Annotated in this window: 14 protein-coding genes; 4 read left to right on the top strand and 10 right to left on the bottom strand. The window is 70.5% G+C overall.

Features of this window, described 5'->3' with window-relative positions; all coding sequences use genetic code 11:
- Window positions 1–58: 58 nt before the first annotated feature.
- From ACSHT8_RS34770 to ACSHT8_RS34750, 5 genes are all read right to left on the bottom strand, one after another.
- A complete protein-coding gene (locus ACSHT8_RS34770; protein WP_436496367.1) occupies window positions 59–1,090 on the bottom strand; it encodes a family 2 encapsulin nanocompartment cargo protein polyprenyl transferase in 1,032 nt (343 codons plus the stop codon).
- A 1-nt stretch (window position 1,091) separates the two neighbouring features.
- Complete coding sequence (locus ACSHT8_RS34765; protein WP_436496365.1) at window positions 1,092–2,477, bottom strand: family 2B encapsulin nanocompartment shell protein; 1,386 nt, start codon at window positions 2,475–2,477, stop codon at window positions 1,092–1,094.
- Window positions 2,478–2,506: 29 nt separating this feature from the next.
- Window positions 2,507–4,714, bottom strand: coding sequence for a terpene synthase family protein (locus tag ACSHT8_RS34760; protein ID WP_436496364.1), 2,208 nt, complete (start codon window positions 4,712–4,714; stop codon window positions 2,507–2,509).
- A 2-nt stretch (window positions 4,715–4,716) separates the two neighbouring features.
- Window positions 4,717–6,138 (bottom strand): family 2B encapsulin nanocompartment shell protein, encoded by a 1,422-nt coding sequence (locus tag ACSHT8_RS34755; RefSeq protein WP_436496362.1) that lies wholly within the window; start codon window positions 6,136–6,138, stop codon window positions 4,717–4,719.
- Between the two features lie 451 nt (window positions 6,139–6,589).
- Complete coding sequence (locus tag ACSHT8_RS34750) at window positions 6,590–7,180, bottom strand: TetR/AcrR family transcriptional regulator (RefSeq protein WP_436496360.1); 591 nt, start codon at window positions 7,178–7,180, stop codon at window positions 6,590–6,592.
- A gap of 78 nt (window positions 7,181–7,258) precedes the next feature.
- Between ACSHT8_RS34750 and ACSHT8_RS34745 the strand changes: the two genes are divergently transcribed.
- Window positions 7,259–8,059: an MBL fold metallo-hydrolase gene (locus ACSHT8_RS34745; protein ID WP_436496358.1), complete on the top strand. Its 801-nt coding sequence runs from the start codon at window positions 7,259–7,261 to the stop codon at window positions 8,057–8,059.
- Here the strand turns inward: ACSHT8_RS34745 and ACSHT8_RS34740 are convergent.
- The 3 genes from ACSHT8_RS34740 to ACSHT8_RS34730 are packed head-to-tail and all read right to left on the bottom strand — an operon-like array spanning window position 8,056 to window position 9,801.
- Window positions 8,056–8,901, bottom strand: a complete 846-nt coding sequence (locus ACSHT8_RS34740) for an SDR family oxidoreductase (protein ID WP_436496356.1) — start codon at window positions 8,899–8,901, stop codon at window positions 8,056–8,058. The genes ACSHT8_RS34745 and ACSHT8_RS34740 overlap by 4 nt on opposite strands.
- 52 nt (window positions 8,902–8,953) lie before the next feature.
- Window positions 8,954–9,391, bottom strand: coding sequence for a MarR family winged helix-turn-helix transcriptional regulator (locus tag ACSHT8_RS34735; RefSeq protein WP_436496355.1), 438 nt, complete (start codon window positions 9,389–9,391; stop codon window positions 8,954–8,956).
- Window positions 9,388–9,801, bottom strand: a complete 414-nt coding sequence (locus ACSHT8_RS34730) for an SRPBCC family protein (RefSeq protein WP_436496353.1) — start codon at window positions 9,799–9,801, stop codon at window positions 9,388–9,390. Before ACSHT8_RS34730 ends, ACSHT8_RS34735 begins: the two co-directional genes overlap by 4 nt.
- Before the next feature lie 52 nt (window positions 9,802–9,853).
- On the opposite strand from ACSHT8_RS34730, the gene ACSHT8_RS34725 reads away from it, so the two are divergent.
- A complete protein-coding gene (locus ACSHT8_RS34725) occupies window positions 9,854–10,462 on the top strand; it encodes a hypothetical protein (RefSeq protein WP_436496351.1) in 609 nt (202 codons plus the stop codon).
- Here the strand turns inward: ACSHT8_RS34725 and ACSHT8_RS34720 are convergent.
- Window positions 10,442–11,266, bottom strand: coding sequence for a dienelactone hydrolase family protein (locus ACSHT8_RS34720; RefSeq protein ID WP_436496349.1), 825 nt, complete (start codon window positions 11,264–11,266; stop codon window positions 10,442–10,444). The genes ACSHT8_RS34725 and ACSHT8_RS34720 overlap by 21 nt on opposite strands.
- A gap of 111 nt (window positions 11,267–11,377) precedes the next feature.
- Between ACSHT8_RS34720 and ACSHT8_RS34715 the strand changes: the two genes are divergently transcribed.
- The gene (locus tag ACSHT8_RS34715; RefSeq protein ID WP_436496347.1) at window positions 11,378–11,845 is read left to right on the top strand and encodes an RNA polymerase sigma factor; all 468 of its coding nucleotides are present in this window, start codon (window positions 11,378–11,380) and stop codon (window positions 11,843–11,845) included.
- Window positions 11,832–12,854, top strand: coding sequence for a hypothetical protein (locus ACSHT8_RS34710; RefSeq protein WP_436496345.1), 1,023 nt, complete (start codon window positions 11,832–11,834; stop codon window positions 12,852–12,854). The genes ACSHT8_RS34715 and ACSHT8_RS34710 overlap by 14 nt, the downstream gene beginning before the upstream one ends.
- On the opposite strand, the gene ACSHT8_RS34705 is transcribed toward ACSHT8_RS34710, so the two are convergent.
- Window positions 12,841–15,699, bottom strand: coding sequence for a glycosyl hydrolase family 95 catalytic domain-containing protein (locus tag ACSHT8_RS34705; protein ID WP_436496343.1), 2,859 nt, complete (start codon window positions 15,697–15,699; stop codon window positions 12,841–12,843). The two genes, ACSHT8_RS34710 and ACSHT8_RS34705, sit on opposite strands and share 14 nt — an antisense overlap.
- Window positions 15,700–15,742 lie beyond the last annotated feature (43 nt).

Here is a 15,742-nt window from a genome sequence, read left to right as displayed (position 1 = left end):
CCTCACAAGACGATCATGGTGCCCGGGAGTCAACGAGAGGGGAGCGCCGAGGTGACGCTCAATGATCCCGATGGGTCGCCAGCCGGGCGAGTGCGGCCAGTTCGTCGGCGGACCGCGGCGCGGGCTCGGCCATCGCCAGCTCGGTGAGCGCGGCGGCCAGCTCCGCCTCCGCGCGCTGCTCGGTCCACATCCGGCCGCCCGCGGCCTCGATCAGCCCGGCCGCGGCGCGGGCCTGGTCGTCCGACAGCGGACCGTCGCCGGTGTAGAGGCCCGCGAGGTCGCGGCCCGCGCCGGTATCGGAGGCCAGCGCGGCGACCACGGGCAGGGACTTCTTGCGGCTGACCAGATCCGAGTGCACCGGCTTGCCGGTCACCTCCGGCACGCCCCAGATACCGAGCAGGTCGTCGACACTCTGGAACGCCACGCCCAGGTGGCGGCCGAACGCGCCGAGCCTGTCCACCCTGGCCTCGTCGGCCCGCCCGAACAACGCGCCCAGCGCGCACGACGCCGCAAGCAGCGCACCCGTCTTCGAACCGACCATCCGCAGGCACTCGGCGACGCTGACCTCGGCCCTGGCCTCGAAGGCGATGTCGCTGCCCTGGCCGTCGATCAGCTCCTGCACGCACGCGGCGAGCAGCCGGGTGGCGCGCTCGGCGGCCGGGTGGTCGGCCCCCGCCAGCACGTCCATCGCCAGGGTCAGCGCGGAGTCCCCGGCGAGGATCGCCGCGCTGGTGCCGAACACCGTCCACGCGGTCGGCCGGTGCCGCCGGGTGAGGTCGCCGTCGATCACGTCGTCGTGCAGCAGCGAGAAGTTGTGCACCAACTCGACCGCGACGGCCGCCGGGACCGCCTCGGCCGGGTCGCCGCCGACGGCCTCGGCCGCGCACAGCACGAGCGTGGGCCGCAGCGCCTTGCCGCTGTCGGCGGCGGTGGGCTCGCCGTCGGCGTCCCACCAGCCGAAGTGGTAGCCGGTGATGTGCCGCATCGATTCCGGCATCGTGTCCACCGCGGCCCGCAGCGCCGGGTCGACCAGGTCCCGGCTCGCGGCCAGGACGTCGAGCGCGGATCTCGCGCCGTCGAGGGTGGTCATGTCAGCGCCCGATCTCCACGTTCTCCAACACGCCGAGTGCGTCGGGGACGAGCACGGCGGCGGAGTAGTAGGCGCTGACCAGGTAGGAGATGATCGCCTTCTCGCTGACGCCCATGAACTTCACGTTGAGCCCCGGCTGGTACTCGTCGGGCAGGCCGGTGCGGTGCAGGCCGATCACGCCCTCGTCCTGTTCCCCGGTGCGCAGCACCAGGATCGAGCTGATTCCCGCGTCGGAGATGGGGATCTTGTCGCACGGCAGGATCGGCACCCCGCGCCACGCCTGCACGGCCTTCCCGTCGACCACCGAGCCCTCCGGGTAGAGCCCGCGCGCCGTGCACTCGCGGCCGAAGGCGGCGATGGTGCGCGGGTGGGCCAGGAAGAAGCGCGACTTGCGCCTGCGCGACAGCAGTTCGTCGAGGTCGTCCGGGGTGGGCGGGCCGGTGCGGGTGTGCAGGCGCTGCTTGAGGTCGGCGTTGTGCAGCAGGCCGAAGTCCCGGTTGTTGATCAGCTCGTGTTCCTGGCGTTCGCGCAGGGCCTCGATGGTGAGCCGCAGCTGCTGCTCGACCTGGTTCATCGGGTCGTTGTAGAGGTCGGCGACGCGGCTGTGGACGCGCAGCACGGTCTGGGCGACGCTCAGCTCGTACTCGCGCGGGCTGGTCTCGTAGTCGACGAACGTGCCGGGCAGGTCGTACTCCCCCGACTGGCCGGACGCGAGGTCGATGGCGGCCTCGCCGTGCTTGTTCTGCGGCTTGCCCGCGCTCTCTACGATCTTGGCGACCTGCGCCCGCAGCGCGTCGGACTGGGCGGTCACCTCGGCGAACACCGTGCGCGGCAGGGAGAGCACGATGCACTTGGTGAGCGCCTTGGCGGTGAACTCCCAGATGTCGTCGGCGCGCAGCAGCGCCCGGTCGCCGAAGTAGTCGCCGTCGGCGAGGCCGCCGAGCACCACCGGGTCGCCGTAGGCGCCGCTGCCGACCTTCGCCACCTTGCCGTGCGCGATCAGGTACACGTGGTCGACCGCGTGGCCGAACTCCACGATCGCCTCACCCGCGGCGTACTCGCGCTGGGTGAACCGGCCGGCCAGCGCGGTGAGCACGGCGTCGTCGTCGAACCCGCGCAGCACCGGCAGCTCGCACAGCTCCTGCGGGACGACGCGGACCTCGGCGCCGGTGTTGGTGAAGGTGACGCGGCCGTCGCCGATGGCGTAGCTGAGCCGCCGGTTGACCCGGTACGCACCGCCCTTCGCCTCGACCCACGGCAGCATCTTCAGCAGCCACCGCGGCGAGATGCCCTGCATCTGCGGCACGGACTTGGTGGTCGTGGCCAGTTTGCGGGCGGCGGCGGTGCCGAGGCTGAGCTGACCGGCGTCGGGTTCTGTCGTCGTCACAACGTTCCTACCTGTTCTGTGCAAAGGGGTCAGCGGGCGGCGAGCTGGGCGACCAGCCTGGCCGCCGACGTGCCTAGTCCGGTCGGGCCGGAGGGAAATGCGGGGAGCGACGGTGTGGCGTGGCGGCGGAGTTCGGGCTCGCCGTAGCGCACGACGGTCCGGTGCCACTCCAAGATCCCCGACAGCCACTCCTTGAGGTCCTCGGCGTGCCGCAGCAAGATCGAGCGGGTGGGCTCGGCGATGGCGAACTCGGCGAGCATCGCGGGCAGGTCGTGGTCGGCGATCTGCTGGAACTGCCGCATCCGGTCGTTCATCAGGTCGGCGACGACGTCGCGCGCGGCCAGCCGGTCGATGCCGAGGAACTTCTCCACGACGAGGACCATGTTGTGCAGCTCGCCCTCGTACTGGATCTCCTTCTGGTAGGAGAAGAGGTCGTTGGTGAAGCACGCGTAGTCCTGCGCCGCGGTGTCCAGTTCGTGCAGCACCCGGTTTTGGTACAGCTCGGCGGGCACGTCGTCGGAGTGCGACAGCCGGGCCAGCGCCGCGGTCATGTCCGAGCCGAACGTCTTGCGCCGCATCTCGATGTAGTCGACCGGGTCGGGCACCCGGTTGTGCAGCTGGTTCTCCAGCTCCCACACCCAGCTGTCGAGCATGTCCTGCACGGCGGTGCGGAACGTCTGCCGCGACTGGCCGGACATCGGTCCGGCGGTGCGCCGCCACAGGTCGGCGAGGCCGCGTTCCAGCGGGGTCAGCGGGTCCGGCGTCGCGCCGGCGTCCAGCGGCATGAACAGCGAGAACCGGGCGGTGGCCGCCTTCGCCGCCGCCAGGTCGCGCCGGGCACCGAAGACGACCGGGTAGTAGTCGTCGCCGTAGGTGCCCCAGGACAGCCAGTCGCCGGACAGGTCGAGCTGCTCCTGGTCGGCGTCGGCGTGGATCATCGCCGCGCAGTGGACGAGGTCGTAGCCGAGGAACTTCTCCCGGTTCCACACGCCCTCGCCGAAGTACCCCATCCGCTCGGCCCACTCGACGGCGTTGATCCGCCCCTGCGCCAGGTGCGGGCTGGTGCGCACCGCGTACGGCATGTGGAACTCGGGCAGCGGCAAGTGCCCGACCTGGGCGAACGGCACGTGCGAGAACTGCGCAGACCGCCGCGTCAGGCCCAGGGCCGCCGGAGTGAGCGAGAGAGTGCCCAGCCCGGTCGGTCCACCCAGGACGGCTCCGGTGCCGGACACCGGGCCCTGGTTCATGTACCGGCTGGACTTGGCGTGCCACTCGTGGCCACCGGCCTGCCAGTCCTGCAGGCCCTTGACATAGCGCCCGACCGCGAGCTGCTCGTGTGGCGGCACCGCGTTCTCGGCCAGCAGCGCGGGCACCTCGACCAGCGCGGTGGTCTCGAACTGGTGCAGCCGCGAGGTCAGCAGCTCGTTCGTCAGCTCCGCGGCGTCCTGTGTGGACAGGCCGAGGAACTTCTCGAACACCAGCACGGCGTTGGAGTTCTCCCCTTCCTGCTGGACTTCCCGCTGGTAGGAGAACAGGTCGTTGCGCAGGTGGACCGCGTCGGAGAACGTGTCGGACAGCACCCGCATCGGCCTGCTGTGCGCGATCTGGGCCGGGATCTCCGCGTGCGCGGCGAACTCGACCAGGTTGGCCGACCACGGCGCGCCACCGACCCGGCGGCGCATCTGGATGTACTCGATCGGGTTGGCGATGCGGCCCTTGTCGATGTTGTCCAGTTCCCACATGGACTCGACCATCAGGTTGTGGGTGCTGGTGATGAACCGCTCGCGCCACGCCTCCGTCATCGCCGGGACCGTGCGCGCCCACAGGTCCAGCAGGCCCGCCTCGGCCGGGTTGGACGGCACCGGCGGCACCTCCCCGGTCCTGGTCATGAACCGTTCGAGGTCGTCCAGATACTTCCGCGCGCCCTTGAGGTCGCGGGAGTACTTGAACTGCTCGAGGAAGTGGTCGTCGAAGAAGAAGACCCACACGTACCAGTCGGTGATCAGGTCCAGAGTCGGACCGTCGCAGTCGGGATGGGTGTAGGCGCACATCAGCGCGTAGTCCATCCCGGCCAGCGCCGCCTCGTCCCACACCACGCCGCCGCCGGGCTTCGGCGCGTCGAGCATGCCCATCTCCCGCGCCCACGCCATGCTGTGCGCGCGCGTCGCCTCCAGGTTCGGGTTCAGCCGCGCCGGGTAGGCGACGTAGAAGTCGGGCAGGGTGAATGCCTGCTCCATCGTCAGCCTTCGAGTCCGATTTGGACGCTCTCCAGCACGCCGAGCGCGTCGGGGACGAGCACGGCGGCGGAGTAGTACGCGCTGACCAGGTAGGAGATGATCGCCTTCTCGTTCATCCCCATGAACCGGACGTTGAGGCCGGGCTGGTACTCGTCGGGCAGGCCGATCTGGTGCAGGCCGACGACACCCTGGGTCTGCTCGCCGACGCGCATCAGCATGATCGAGCTGGTGCGGGTGTCGGTCACCGGGATCTTGCTGCACGGGAACAGCGGCACCCCGCGCCACGACGGCACGCGGTGCCCGTCGAGGTCGATGCTGTTCGGGTAGATCCCGCGCTTGGTGCACTCGCGGCCGAACGCGGCGATGGCCTTGGGGTGGGCGAGGAAGAACGCGGGCTCCTTCCACACCAGGGCGAGCAGCTCGTCCATGTCGTCCGGGGTGGGCGGGCCGCTGCGGGTGTGGATGCGCTGCTTGGGGTCGGCGTTGGCCAGCAGGCCGAACTCGCGGTTGTTGACGACCTCGTGCTCCTGGCGTTCGCGCAGGGCCTCGATGGTCAGCCGCAACTGCTGCTCGACCTGGTTCATCGGGTCGTTGTAGAGGTCGGACACCCGCGAGTGGACCCGCAGCACGGTCTGGGCGACGCTCAGCTCGTACTCGCGCGGGCTGGTCTCGTAGTCGACGAACGTGCCAGGCAGGTCGAGCTCGCCGACGTGGCCGGAGGCGACCTCGATGGCGGCCTCGCCGTGGGAGTTCTGCGCCTTGGCCGGGTTGTCCCGGAACCGCGCGACGTGCGCGGCGAGCTCCTCGGACTGGGCGACGAGGTCCTCGAACGAGCTCTGCGACAGAGACAGCACGGTGCAGGAGGTGACCGCCTTGACGGTGTACTCCCAGTGGTCGTCGTCCTCGATGATCGCCTGGTAGGTGAAGTGGTCGCCGTCGGCGAGGGTCTCCAGCACGGTCTCGTCGCCGTACTTGCCCGCGCCGATCTTGTTCACCTTGCCGTGCGCGATGAGCACGATCTGGTCGGCCGGGCTGCCCGCGGTGACCAGTACATCGCCGGGCGCGTAGTCCTGCTGGACGAACCGGCCCGCCAGGGCGGCGAGCACGTCCTCGTCGTCGAAGTCGCGCAGCAGCTGCAGTTCGCGCAGCTCCTGCGGGATGACCCGGAAGGTCGCGCCGGTCTGGCTGAAAGTCACCCGGCCGTCGCCGACGGTGTAGCTGAGCCTGCGGTTGACCCGGTAGGCGCCGCCGGAGACCTGCACCCACGGCAGGAGCTTGAGCAGCCAGCGGGAGGTGATGCCCTGCATCTGCGGGACGGACTTGGTCGTCGTCGCCAGATTGCGCGCCGCCGCGGTACCGAGGCTCAGCTGCGGCGCGGAACCATTCTGATTGGATTCCGACTGCACCGAATCCGTCATTGTCACGACACACACCACCATTTCAGAAATTGCCGGGTATTTGATCGGGAGAAATTACACGTGCCCGGATTCACGAACACTCACAGCCGTCGACAACGAGAAGCTAGCACCGCCGATCTCGGCTGCCATTCCGCCAGCCGGGCGATCACCACGCAGGCGATTGTGACGCAGCGGAGTCGGACATTCGGCGGAGTTCAACCCGCGTCGGGCGATCTTTTAGCAGCCAACCGAACACTTGAACAATACGACGAACAGGGCCAAGATCCACCCGATCGGGAGCGAAACACCCACTCAGCGCAGGCGGCCGGGGGCAATTAAAACTCGACCGAGTCAACCTCGCGAACAAGGCGACTCGGTCGAATGAACAATCAAATGTGTCGCACCCATTGCCCACAGGGGCACCCGATCGCGCAACCATGATCATCGGCGTGGGCCGAACGGGTGGGCGAGCCGGTCGTCAGCCCATGACCAGCGCGGTCATCGCCTCGACCGCGGCGTCCTGCGGGAGGCCGTTGTCGACGCACAGCGAGTGCCACGTCCAGAACGAGACCGCGTGCCCGATCAACGCGGCACGCCGCTGATCGATCGTGCCGAACACCTCGAGAAGCGCGTCGCGGTTGCGCGCGTCGGTGTCGTCGAGCCGCTGTTGGTGGGTGGCGGGGAGTTCGGCGCGGTCGCGGTGGACTCGGCGGAGCATGGTCACACCGTCGCGGTAGAAGCGGTAGAGATCGGCGAGCCCGACGCGCAGCCGCTCGGCCGGGTCGGCCTCCGCGCGCCAGCGCTCGACGTCGGGGAGCCGCTGGGCGCCGAGCCAGTGCGCGGAGCAGGCGTCGAACAGCACCTCGTCGTCGGGGAAGTGCCGGTAGACGGTCAGGCGGGTGACACCGGCCGCGTCGGCGATCCCGGCGATGGTGGTGGCCGCCGGGCCGACGGTGCCGTGCAGCCGGACCGCGGCCTCGACGATGCGCCGCCGGGTCTCGGCGACGTCCTCGGCCCGCTTGCCCATCCGATAGGCCCGCGCATTGGTTGAACGCCGCTGTTCACTCAACTCTTGACACCGCTCTCCGTCCGGCGTGTACTCATTTGAGTTTACAACGGTGTTCACTGGATTGCGGCGGGAGGGATCATGCGCATCCACCAGGTAGGACGCGACGTCACCGTGCTGAGCGATCCCACGGAGGTGCCGGGGATCGGGTTCCTGCCGATCAACGCCTTCGTCCTGCACGCCGCCGAGCCGGTCGTGGTCGACACCGGGCTGAGCCTGCCCGGCCGCGGGTTCATGGACTCGCTCGGCGAGGTGGTCGACCCGGCCGACGTGCGCTGGATCTGGCTCACCCACCCCGACCGCGACCACACCGGCGCGCTGTTCGACCTGCTCGCCGCCGCCCCGCGGGCGAGGGTGATCACCACGTTCCTCGGCGTCGGCATCCTGTCTACCGCGACACCGCTGCCGATGGACCGCGTGTACCTGCTCAACCCCGGCCAGTCGATCGACGTCGGCGACCGGCGGCTGCACGCGTTCCGGCCGCCGCTGTTCGACAGCCCCGCGACGGTCGGGTTCTTCGACGACCGCTCCCGCGCGTGCTTCAGCTCCGACTGCTTCGGCGCTCCCCTGCCGACGATGGACCTCGCGGGCGGCGACTCGGCGGGCGCCGTCGCCGCGTCGGACCTGCGCGACGCGCAGTTGCTGTGGGCGTCGGTCGACAGCCCGTGGGTGCACGACATCGACCGCGCGCGCTTCGCCGCGACCATCGCGCCGTTGCGCGCGTTGGAGCCCACCGCGATCCTGTGCAGCCACCTGCCGCCCGCGGTCGGGCAGAACGCGACGCTGTTCGACATGCTCGCCGACGCTCCGGGCGCCGACGCGTTCGTCGGCCCGGACCAGCGGGCGCTCGACGCGGTGCTGCAGACGTTCGAGCCCGTCTAGGACTCGTTGACCTGGGATTCGACGCGCTTGACGTAGGCGGCGCGGGCGTCGTGGTCGATCGAGGTGAGCGCGCGGCGGTCGCCGAAGAGGCGGCGGCCGGTGCGCATGATCGGCTCCGGGGTGATCGCGTCGAGCAGGTCCCAGCCCGCCAGGAAGCCGGGGACCGGGATCTCCGCCTTGCGCGTGCGGCAGCTGTCCACGACAGCCGCGGCGATGCGCTCCGGGTCCACCGTCGGCATTCCTCGGCCGAGCGGCGCGCCGGAGGCGAGTTCGGTGCGGACCGCGCTGGGCAGCACGGCACTCACGCTGACCCCGGTGTCGGCGTATTCGCGGCGGACCGCGGCGGTGAGGCCGACGGCGGCGAACTTGCTCGCGTTGTAGACGGCCATGCCCGGGATCGGGATCTTGCCCGCCATCGACGCGATGTTGACGACGTGGCCGCGGCGGCGCTCGATCATGCCAGGCAGGACGAGCCGCATCCCGTGGATCAGCCCCCACACGTTGACGTCCAACGTGGTGCGGGACAACGTGTCCGGCTCCTCGACGAACCCGCCGAGCGGCATCACGCCCGCGTTGTTGACCAGCACGTCGACCCGCCCGTGCGCGGCGACGACCTCGTCGACGAACGCGGCGAACGACGAGCGGGACGTCACGTCGACCGTGTGCCCGGACATCCGCGGCCCGACGGCCGCTTCACTCGCGGCCGGGCCGTCGAGGTCGCCGAGGCAGACGGTCGCACCCGCCGCGGCGAACGCCGACCCCGTGGCCTTGCCGATGCCGCGTCCACCCCCGGTCACCACGACCACCGCGTCGGCCAGGTCGATCTTCGGATACCTGCGCATGCCCGCTCTCCGATCAGTCGGAGACCGAGAGTATTCGAATATTCGCGGTATCTCAATCCCTGGCGAGACGGGCCAGCCCTGCGACGAAGTCCCCCAGCCCGTCGAGCCTGCCGAAGAACTCGGCGTCGACCCTCTCGACATCGGCCAGCGCGGGGGTGAGCACAGCGAGCCCTTCCTGGGTCAGGGTGATGCGCCGGGCCCGCGCGTCCGCCGGGTCCTCGTCGCGGGTGACCAGACCGCGCTCGGCGAGCTTGCGCAGAACCTGGCTGGTCATCATCGAATCGGTCCCCGCGTGCGCGGCGACCGCCTGCTGCGTCGGCGCACCCTGCGCGCCCAGCCACCACGCCGACGCGAGCAGCACGAACTGGACATGGGTCAACTCGTGCGGCGCGAGCGCGGCCCGCATGGCGCGCTGCCAGGACAGGGTCACCTGCCAAAGCAGGAAACCCGGGCTCTGGCCGGCGCTCTGCCACCGGGTGTGCGGAGTCATGCGGTCGAGGATGCCAGCTTCACCAACGCGCGCACCGCGTCCGGCACGTCCGCGGTGACCATCGGTCCGAGCTTGTCGGCAAGGTCGCCCTCGATCACGACTCGGTGCGTCACCGTGGTCACGCCCTGGTCGGCCACGACCTCGTGGTCGAACAGCAGCACGGCGCCGGGGATCTCGGTGACGTCGGCGAAGCGGTGGCCGGGGTCGACCTCGGTGAGGCGGTAGTGGATCGGCGGCTGCCCCTCGATGACCATGACGCCGGTCGAGCCGACGGCGAACGGCCCGTCGAGCGTGACGCTGGTCAGCGAGGAGTCCCACTCGACCCAGCGGGAGACGTCGGCCCAGAGCCCCCAGACGGCGGCGGGGTCGGCGGTGGTGGTCTCGGCGTGCGCGAACTCGTAAGTTGTCATGCGTGCAGATTATATGCGCGCATAGCTTTTGCCAAGTGGGGACACTGAGGGCATGGACGACAAGTTGCTCATCCGCACCCGACGCGCACTGCACGGCGCGGCGGAACTGTTGCTGGCCGGGCCGCAATACGCCGCGAGCGCGGACATCCGGCTGCGGGTCACGCCCGGCGGGTTCGGCACGGTGGCCGCGCCCGACGTGCGCGTCGACGGCGTGGACCTCGTCGCGGGCACGCGCCGGGTGCCGTTGACCGGCACCTATGCCGAGATCGCCATCGCGGCGGGCCTGCGGTGCCGCGGTCTGCTCGACGTCTACCAAGGCGGGATCGCGGTCGCCGAGTCCGATCCGGTCGAGGTCGACGCCGAGGCCGCCCGCGTCCTGGCCGACGCCTTCGCCATGGGCGACCGCGCGCTGCGCGCCTTCGCCCCGGACGTCGAGCCCGTGCTGTGGCCGGAGCACTTCGACATCGGGATCACCGTCGCCGAGGTCAACTACGGCGTCTCCCCGGGCGACGACTTCCTGCCGGAGCCCTACGCCTATGTCGGCCCGTGGACGCCGCGGGAAGGCGGGTTCTGGAACGCGCCGTTCGGCGCCGCGCGCCCGCTGAGTGGACTTGACGTCGAGGCGTTCTTCCGCGAGGGGTCAGTCCACAGTGGTCAGTAGGCGGTCGCGAAACAGGCTCAGGACCTGGTCCAGGGCCTGCCGGGTCGGCTCGCCGTCGCCGTCGATGAGGTGTTCGGTGAGTACCGAGTGCGGCGGGAGGAGGCCGTCGGGGTTGGCGTGCTCGTTGTCGAGTTCCACCGCGACGAACGCGGGCCCGAGTTCGCGGCGCAGGAAGTCGAAGCGGGCGCCGGGGACGAACTTGTCGCCCTTGAAGCGCAGGCCCAGCACCTGCAGTCCGTGGGCGCACCGCTGCTTGACCACGGCCAAGTCCTCCGGCGAGATGTCGATGGTCGACGCCTGCTTGCGGGTCAGCGCGAGCGGAAGCGATGGCTGGGACAGGACCGGGGCGATCAGCCGGTCGTCGACCGCCATGGCCAGGGCGAAGCCGCCGGTGAAGCACATGCCGACCGCGCCGACGCCCGGGCCGCCGCAGCGCTGGTGTTCGCGAGCGGCCAGCGCGCGCAGCCACGTCACCGCCTTGGACGTGCGGCCGGTGGCGAGCACGGTGAACTCCCGGCTCACGCAGCCGAAACCCATCGACGACATGCCATAGACGGCGGTGCCGATCACGCCGTGGGCCTCGGGGTTGGGGTCGCGGCCCGGTTTGCCGAACAGGTTCGGCAGAACGGCGGTGCAGCCGAGGTCGGCCACCTTCTCCGCGAAACCCAGCACCTTGGGCGTGATGCCCGGCATCTCCGCCATCACGATCACCGCGGGGCCGCTCCCCCGCCGGAACACCGCGCGCGTGACGCCGTCGTGGGTGAAGCTCTCCTGATCGAAGCCGGACAGGTCGTGGTCAGCCATTGATGAACACCCGCGTTCGCATACCGACAGAATCCCGGTTGGGCCGCTTCGCGTCCAGACCCAACCTGAGCGCCCGCTCCTGGGGTAGAGAGGGCATGACACGCACGACACATGGGGGCCGTGGTGGAGGACTTCGGGACGTGGGTGCGCCCGCACGTGCCCGCGATGGCGCGCCTGGCCGCCCGGCTCGGCCCGCCGGAGGACCGCGACGACGTGGTGCAAGAGGCGCTGGCCCGCGCTTGGGCGAAACGCGACCAGTTCGACCCGGACCGCGGCGCGCTGTCGTCCTGGCTGCTCGCGATCACCGCCGACCAGGCCGCCAAGGCGCGGCGGCGGGCGGCGAACCGGCCCCGCGCGGTCCCGCCGCCCGCGCGGGAGCCGGACCTCGACCTGGACTGGGCGCTCGATCGGCTCAGCCCCCGGCAGCGACTGGCCGTCGACTGCGTCTACTACGTCGGGCTGACCGTCGTGGAGACCGCCGCGGTCATGGGCTGCTCCGACGGCACGGTCAAGTCGACTTTGTCCGACGCCCGCACAAAGCTGCGCACCCTGCTGGAGGCAAGCCGTGAACGTCGATGACCTGCTCGCCGACGCGGGCGAACGCTGGCGCGCGGAGCAACCGCCACCCCCGGAGATCGATTTCACCCGCTTCGGCCGCCGCGGGCCCTGGGCGATGGCGGGCGCGGCGGCCGCGGCGGTCACCGTGGCCATCGCCGGAATCGCCGTACTGAACCAGAGCCCCGCGCCGAGCCCGCCGACGGACGCCCCGGTCATCGGTGATCAGGCCAAGCTCATCGTGCGCGAAGGCATGACGGTCCACGCGTCGGGCCGGGTCATCGCCGTCCCGGGCAAGCCGGTTCGGCTGTGCGCCCCGACCCCGATCGCGCCGGTCGGCGGCCGCGACCCGGACTTCGCCGACTGCGCGTACACCGGTGTCACGGTGACCGGGGTCGACCTCGCGAGCCTCACGAACCGCCGCGAGCAGGGCGGCAGTATCGCTGGCGGCGCCGGCGTGACCGGCGTCTACAGCGGCGGAACGGTTCAGGTGACCGAACAAGGCCCGCTCGTGGTGCCGCCACCCGCGCCGGTCACCAAGCCGCGTGAGGTGCCGTGCGCGGCTCCCCCTGGCGGATGGCGCCAGACCGACGCGAACAACCACGCCCTGCACGAGTACGTCGAGCAGCACGCCGCCGAACTCGCCGCGCCCTGGGTGGGCTATCCAGACGGTCCACCCACCGGCCCGACCGCGTCGTTGAGCTACGCCAAGCCCATGGTCGTCGTGGTGGAGGTCGTCTCGGGCGACGTCGACCGCGTCCGCGCCGACCTCGCGGAGCGGTACACCGGAAACCTGTGCGTCGTCCCCGCCGCGCCCGGGACCGCGGCCAAGGGCGCAGCTGCGCAGACAATGGCCGAGATCCGGCCGATCATGGAGGACCCGACCTCCGGCGTCTACACCGCGGGCGGCGGGGAGACGGGCCGGGTCAAGGTCGAACTGGTCATGGTCGATCAGCGGCTCTACGACAAGTTCGCCGCGATCGGCTTCGACCGGCTCGACCTCGAACCCTGGCTGCGCCCTATCGCACCGTAAGGCCGAACACGTGCATCCGGCCGTGGCTGGGCAGCTTGACCGAGGTCAGCTGCCCGGTCCCGGTGATCGCGATGGTCTGGTGCAGCACCTTCACCCGCAGCGCGTGGTCTCCCGCCGCGTTGTGTCGGTGGGTGCACTGGATCGCGACCTTCTCGCCGAACTGTGGGGCCTGGCCCCAGTCGCTCAGGTTGAGGGTCGCGGTCGTGGTGCTGCCGTCGGCGTAGGTGAAGGTGACCGTGCCCGTGGCGCTGCCCGAGGTGGCCACGCCCAGGACGTGCAGTTGCGTGTACGTGCCCGCCGGAACCGCGATCGTCTGTCCACCCGGGACGAGGTTGTTCTTCTGCCCGCCCGCGTACGACGGCATCGTCCAGTTGACGCCGCCGGAGACGAACAGGCCCGGGGTGGGCATCTCCTCGGCGGGCAGCGTGTAGCCCTGGTTGTCGAAGTTGCCGTCGGTGAGGGCCGACTGCCAGGTGATGCCGTCGTTGTTCAGCAGCGACGCGATGGCCACCGGCTTGCCCGCCGACGCGGGCACCAGGCCCCACGAGGCCACCGTCGGGGTGGCGACCGGCGCGATGACCAGCGCGGGCGCGGTGCCCGACTTGGTGATCACCGCCTCCTGCCCCGCCGCGAGCGTGAGGTTCAGGGAGCCGTCGGCGTTCGTGGTCCAGGCGATCGGGCCGGGCGTCGACCCGACCGGCTCGACGGAGTAGGGACCCGTCAGCCCGCCTGGCATGATCCGGCACGGCTCGCCCTTGACGCTGCGGACGCGGATGAACTCGGTGACGCCCGCCTTGCGACTCGCGCTGATCTGGAAGGCGCCCTCGGTGAGCAGGTTGTGCACCTTGACGTCGCCCCACGCGCTGGGCACGGCAGGGAACACCCGGATGGTGTCGCCCCAGCTCTGCACGAGCATGTCGTGCACGCACTGCGCGCCCGCCAACGGCGTCTCGATAACCGGGCCGGACTCGGCGTACATGGTGTTCTGCTTGAGGCCGCTGAAGGTGATCAGTTTGTTCAGCTGGGTCAGCGCCGAGTTTCCGTTGCCCAGCATGGCGTACATCGATGACGAGCCGGTGAAGCTGTAGCCCTGGAGGGCGCTCGTCATGCTCTGCCAGTGCGCCAGCGACTTCGTCAGCAGGTCGCGGTTGGCCTGGACGTTCACGTCCAGCTCGTAGAGCGGGTAGAACCACAGCAGGTGCGAGAAGTGCCGGTGCGAGGAGGACAGCTTGACGTCCTTGCCGATCATGAGACCCTGCACGGGGTCCTGGGGCGGGGCGACCAGGTTGTCGAGCACGTCCTGCCACTTGGCCGCCAGCGGGTCGCTGATGCCGAGCCGGTCGGCCGAGGCGAGCAGCGTGCGGCAGCCCCAGTGGATCAGGGCGAGGTCGTAGTTGCAGTCCGACGCGTTCGCGTACTCCGGCGAGTACGTGGTCGGCAGGTGGTAGACGCCCGCGGCGTCCTTGGTCAGGAAGTGCAGGTAGAAGTTGATCGCCTTGCGCAGCCTCGGGAAGATCGTGTCCCGCAGCAGGTTGTCGTCCATCGTGTGCCGGTAGGCCAGCCACACGTTGTGCAGCGCCCACGTCAGGTTGCCCGCCTCGCACACCGGCGACGTCGTGCCCGGCGCGCTCGACACCCCGGAGTTCAGGTCCTCCTGGCTGCTCCGCGCGATCACGATCGAGTCGGACCGGTAGGCGGCCGGGGTGTTGGCGATGAGTGCCGCCTCGCGGGTGGCGATCGACCTGGTCAGCGAGTCCAGCTCGGTGTGGCCGGTCGGGTTGATCGCCCAGTATTCGAGCTGCACGTTGAGGTTCCACCACACGCCGGGCCACGGCGTCGGCTCCAGCCACGGTCCGGTGGTGGCCATGACGGGCCGGTCGGCGCGGGTGGCGCTGCCCAGCTTGTAGAGCTGCGCCCAGTAGAAACCCATCAGCTTGGTGTCGGGGATCGAGACGAAGCTCTTGGGGTAGAAGGCGTTCCACCATGCCCGGTGCTCGGTGCCCAGTTGAGCCAGCGTGGACGTGGTGGCCATCGTGGCGGCCACCGTCGTGCTCGCGGTGTGGTCGAACGCGCTGTGCCCCACCGAGCACAGCAGCGTCTTGGTCCCGTCGGCCTCGGTGCGCTGGTTCCAGCGGGTCTCGGTGCGACCGCCGCACGCGAGGTCCTGCACGCAGGCGCCGCCGGTCGCGGTGGTGGTGACCACGGCCGCCGGGTTGTCCAGCAGGCCCGCGGGCCGCTGCGCGGGCATGAACTGCTGGCGGGGGCTGACCGCGGCCAGCGGCGTGAACGTCCACGCGGCGGCCTCGGTGCCGCTCACCTGCGCGGTCGAGACCACGAGCAGGTCCTTGGTGGCGTGCACGAACGCCCGCACCGACAGCACACCGCTGGTGGTGGTCACGAACCCGCTCAGTTCGGCGTTGAACAGCGAGAGCCGCAGGTCGACGCCGGTGACAGTCCCGGTGGTCTGCAGCGTCAGGTAGCCGATCGGCAGCCGCGCCCGACCCCACAGCGCGTCACCTGCCTGATGGTCGCGGACGCGGCTGTCGCCGAGGACGAACGCGAGGCGGTTGGTGCCCGACCGCTGGTAGATGCTGGCGCCGAGGCCGCCGTTGCCCAGGAACGGCCCCTGGTAGAAGCCGGTCGGCACGGACTGCCAGACCAGGTCGAGGCTGCCGAGGAAGTCGCGCCAGCCGGTGCCCGCGGCGAGCCGGTCGTCGATCACCGCGCCCGCGGCGGCCGACGCGCTCAAGCCCGCGATGGCACCGCCACCGACAAGGACGCCGCCCGACATCGCCAGCGCGGTGCCAAGGAAGGAACGGCGCGAGAAGCCAGCACGATCAGTCATCCGATGTTCACATCCCTGAACTGGTCACCAGGTGGCAATTTGT

The sequence above is a fragment of the Actinokineospora sp. HUAS TT18 genome (genome assembly GCF_051364635.1).
GTDB lineage: Bacteria > Actinomycetota > Actinomycetes > Mycobacteriales > Pseudonocardiaceae > Actinokineospora.
Note: the sequence above shows the minus strand (reverse complement) of the source record. Positions and strands in the feature narration are given on the sequence as shown.

What these genes read in the sequence shown, in the direction of transcription:
- ACSHT8_RS34730 (WP_436496353.1), bottom strand. Translation starts at nt 9,801, where the DNA reads ATGACAACTTACGAGTTCGCGCACGCCGAGACCACCACCGCCGACCCC.
- ACSHT8_RS34745 (WP_436496358.1), top strand. Translation starts at nt 7,259, where the DNA reads ATGCGCATCCACCAGGTAGGACGCGACGTCACCGTGCTGAGCGATCCC.
- ACSHT8_RS34740 (WP_436496356.1), bottom strand. Translation starts at nt 8,901, where the DNA reads ATGCGCAGGTATCCGAAGATCGACCTGGCCGACGCGGTGGTCGTGGTG.
- ACSHT8_RS34705 (WP_436496343.1), bottom strand. Translation starts at nt 15,699, where the DNA reads ATGACTGATCGTGCTGGCTTCTCGCGCCGTTCCTTCCTTGGCACCGCG.
- ACSHT8_RS34735 (WP_436496355.1), bottom strand. Translation starts at nt 9,391, where the DNA reads ATGACTCCGCACACCCGGTGGCAGAGCGCCGGCCAGAGCCCGGGTTTC.
- ACSHT8_RS34720 (WP_436496349.1), bottom strand. Translation starts at nt 11,266, where the DNA reads ATGGCTGACCACGACCTGTCCGGCTTCGATCAGGAGAGCTTCACCCAC.
- ACSHT8_RS34760 (WP_436496364.1), bottom strand. Translation starts at nt 4,714, where the DNA reads ATGGAGCAGGCATTCACCCTGCCCGACTTCTACGTCGCCTACCCGGCG.
- ACSHT8_RS34725 (WP_436496351.1), top strand. Translation starts at nt 9,854, where the DNA reads ATGGACGACAAGTTGCTCATCCGCACCCGACGCGCACTGCACGGCGCG.
- ACSHT8_RS34770 (WP_436496367.1), bottom strand. Translation starts at nt 1,090, where the DNA reads ATGACCACCCTCGACGGCGCGAGATCCGCGCTCGACGTCCTGGCCGCG.
- ACSHT8_RS34715 (WP_436496347.1), top strand. Translation starts at nt 11,378, where the DNA reads ATGGGGGCCGTGGTGGAGGACTTCGGGACGTGGGTGCGCCCGCACGTG.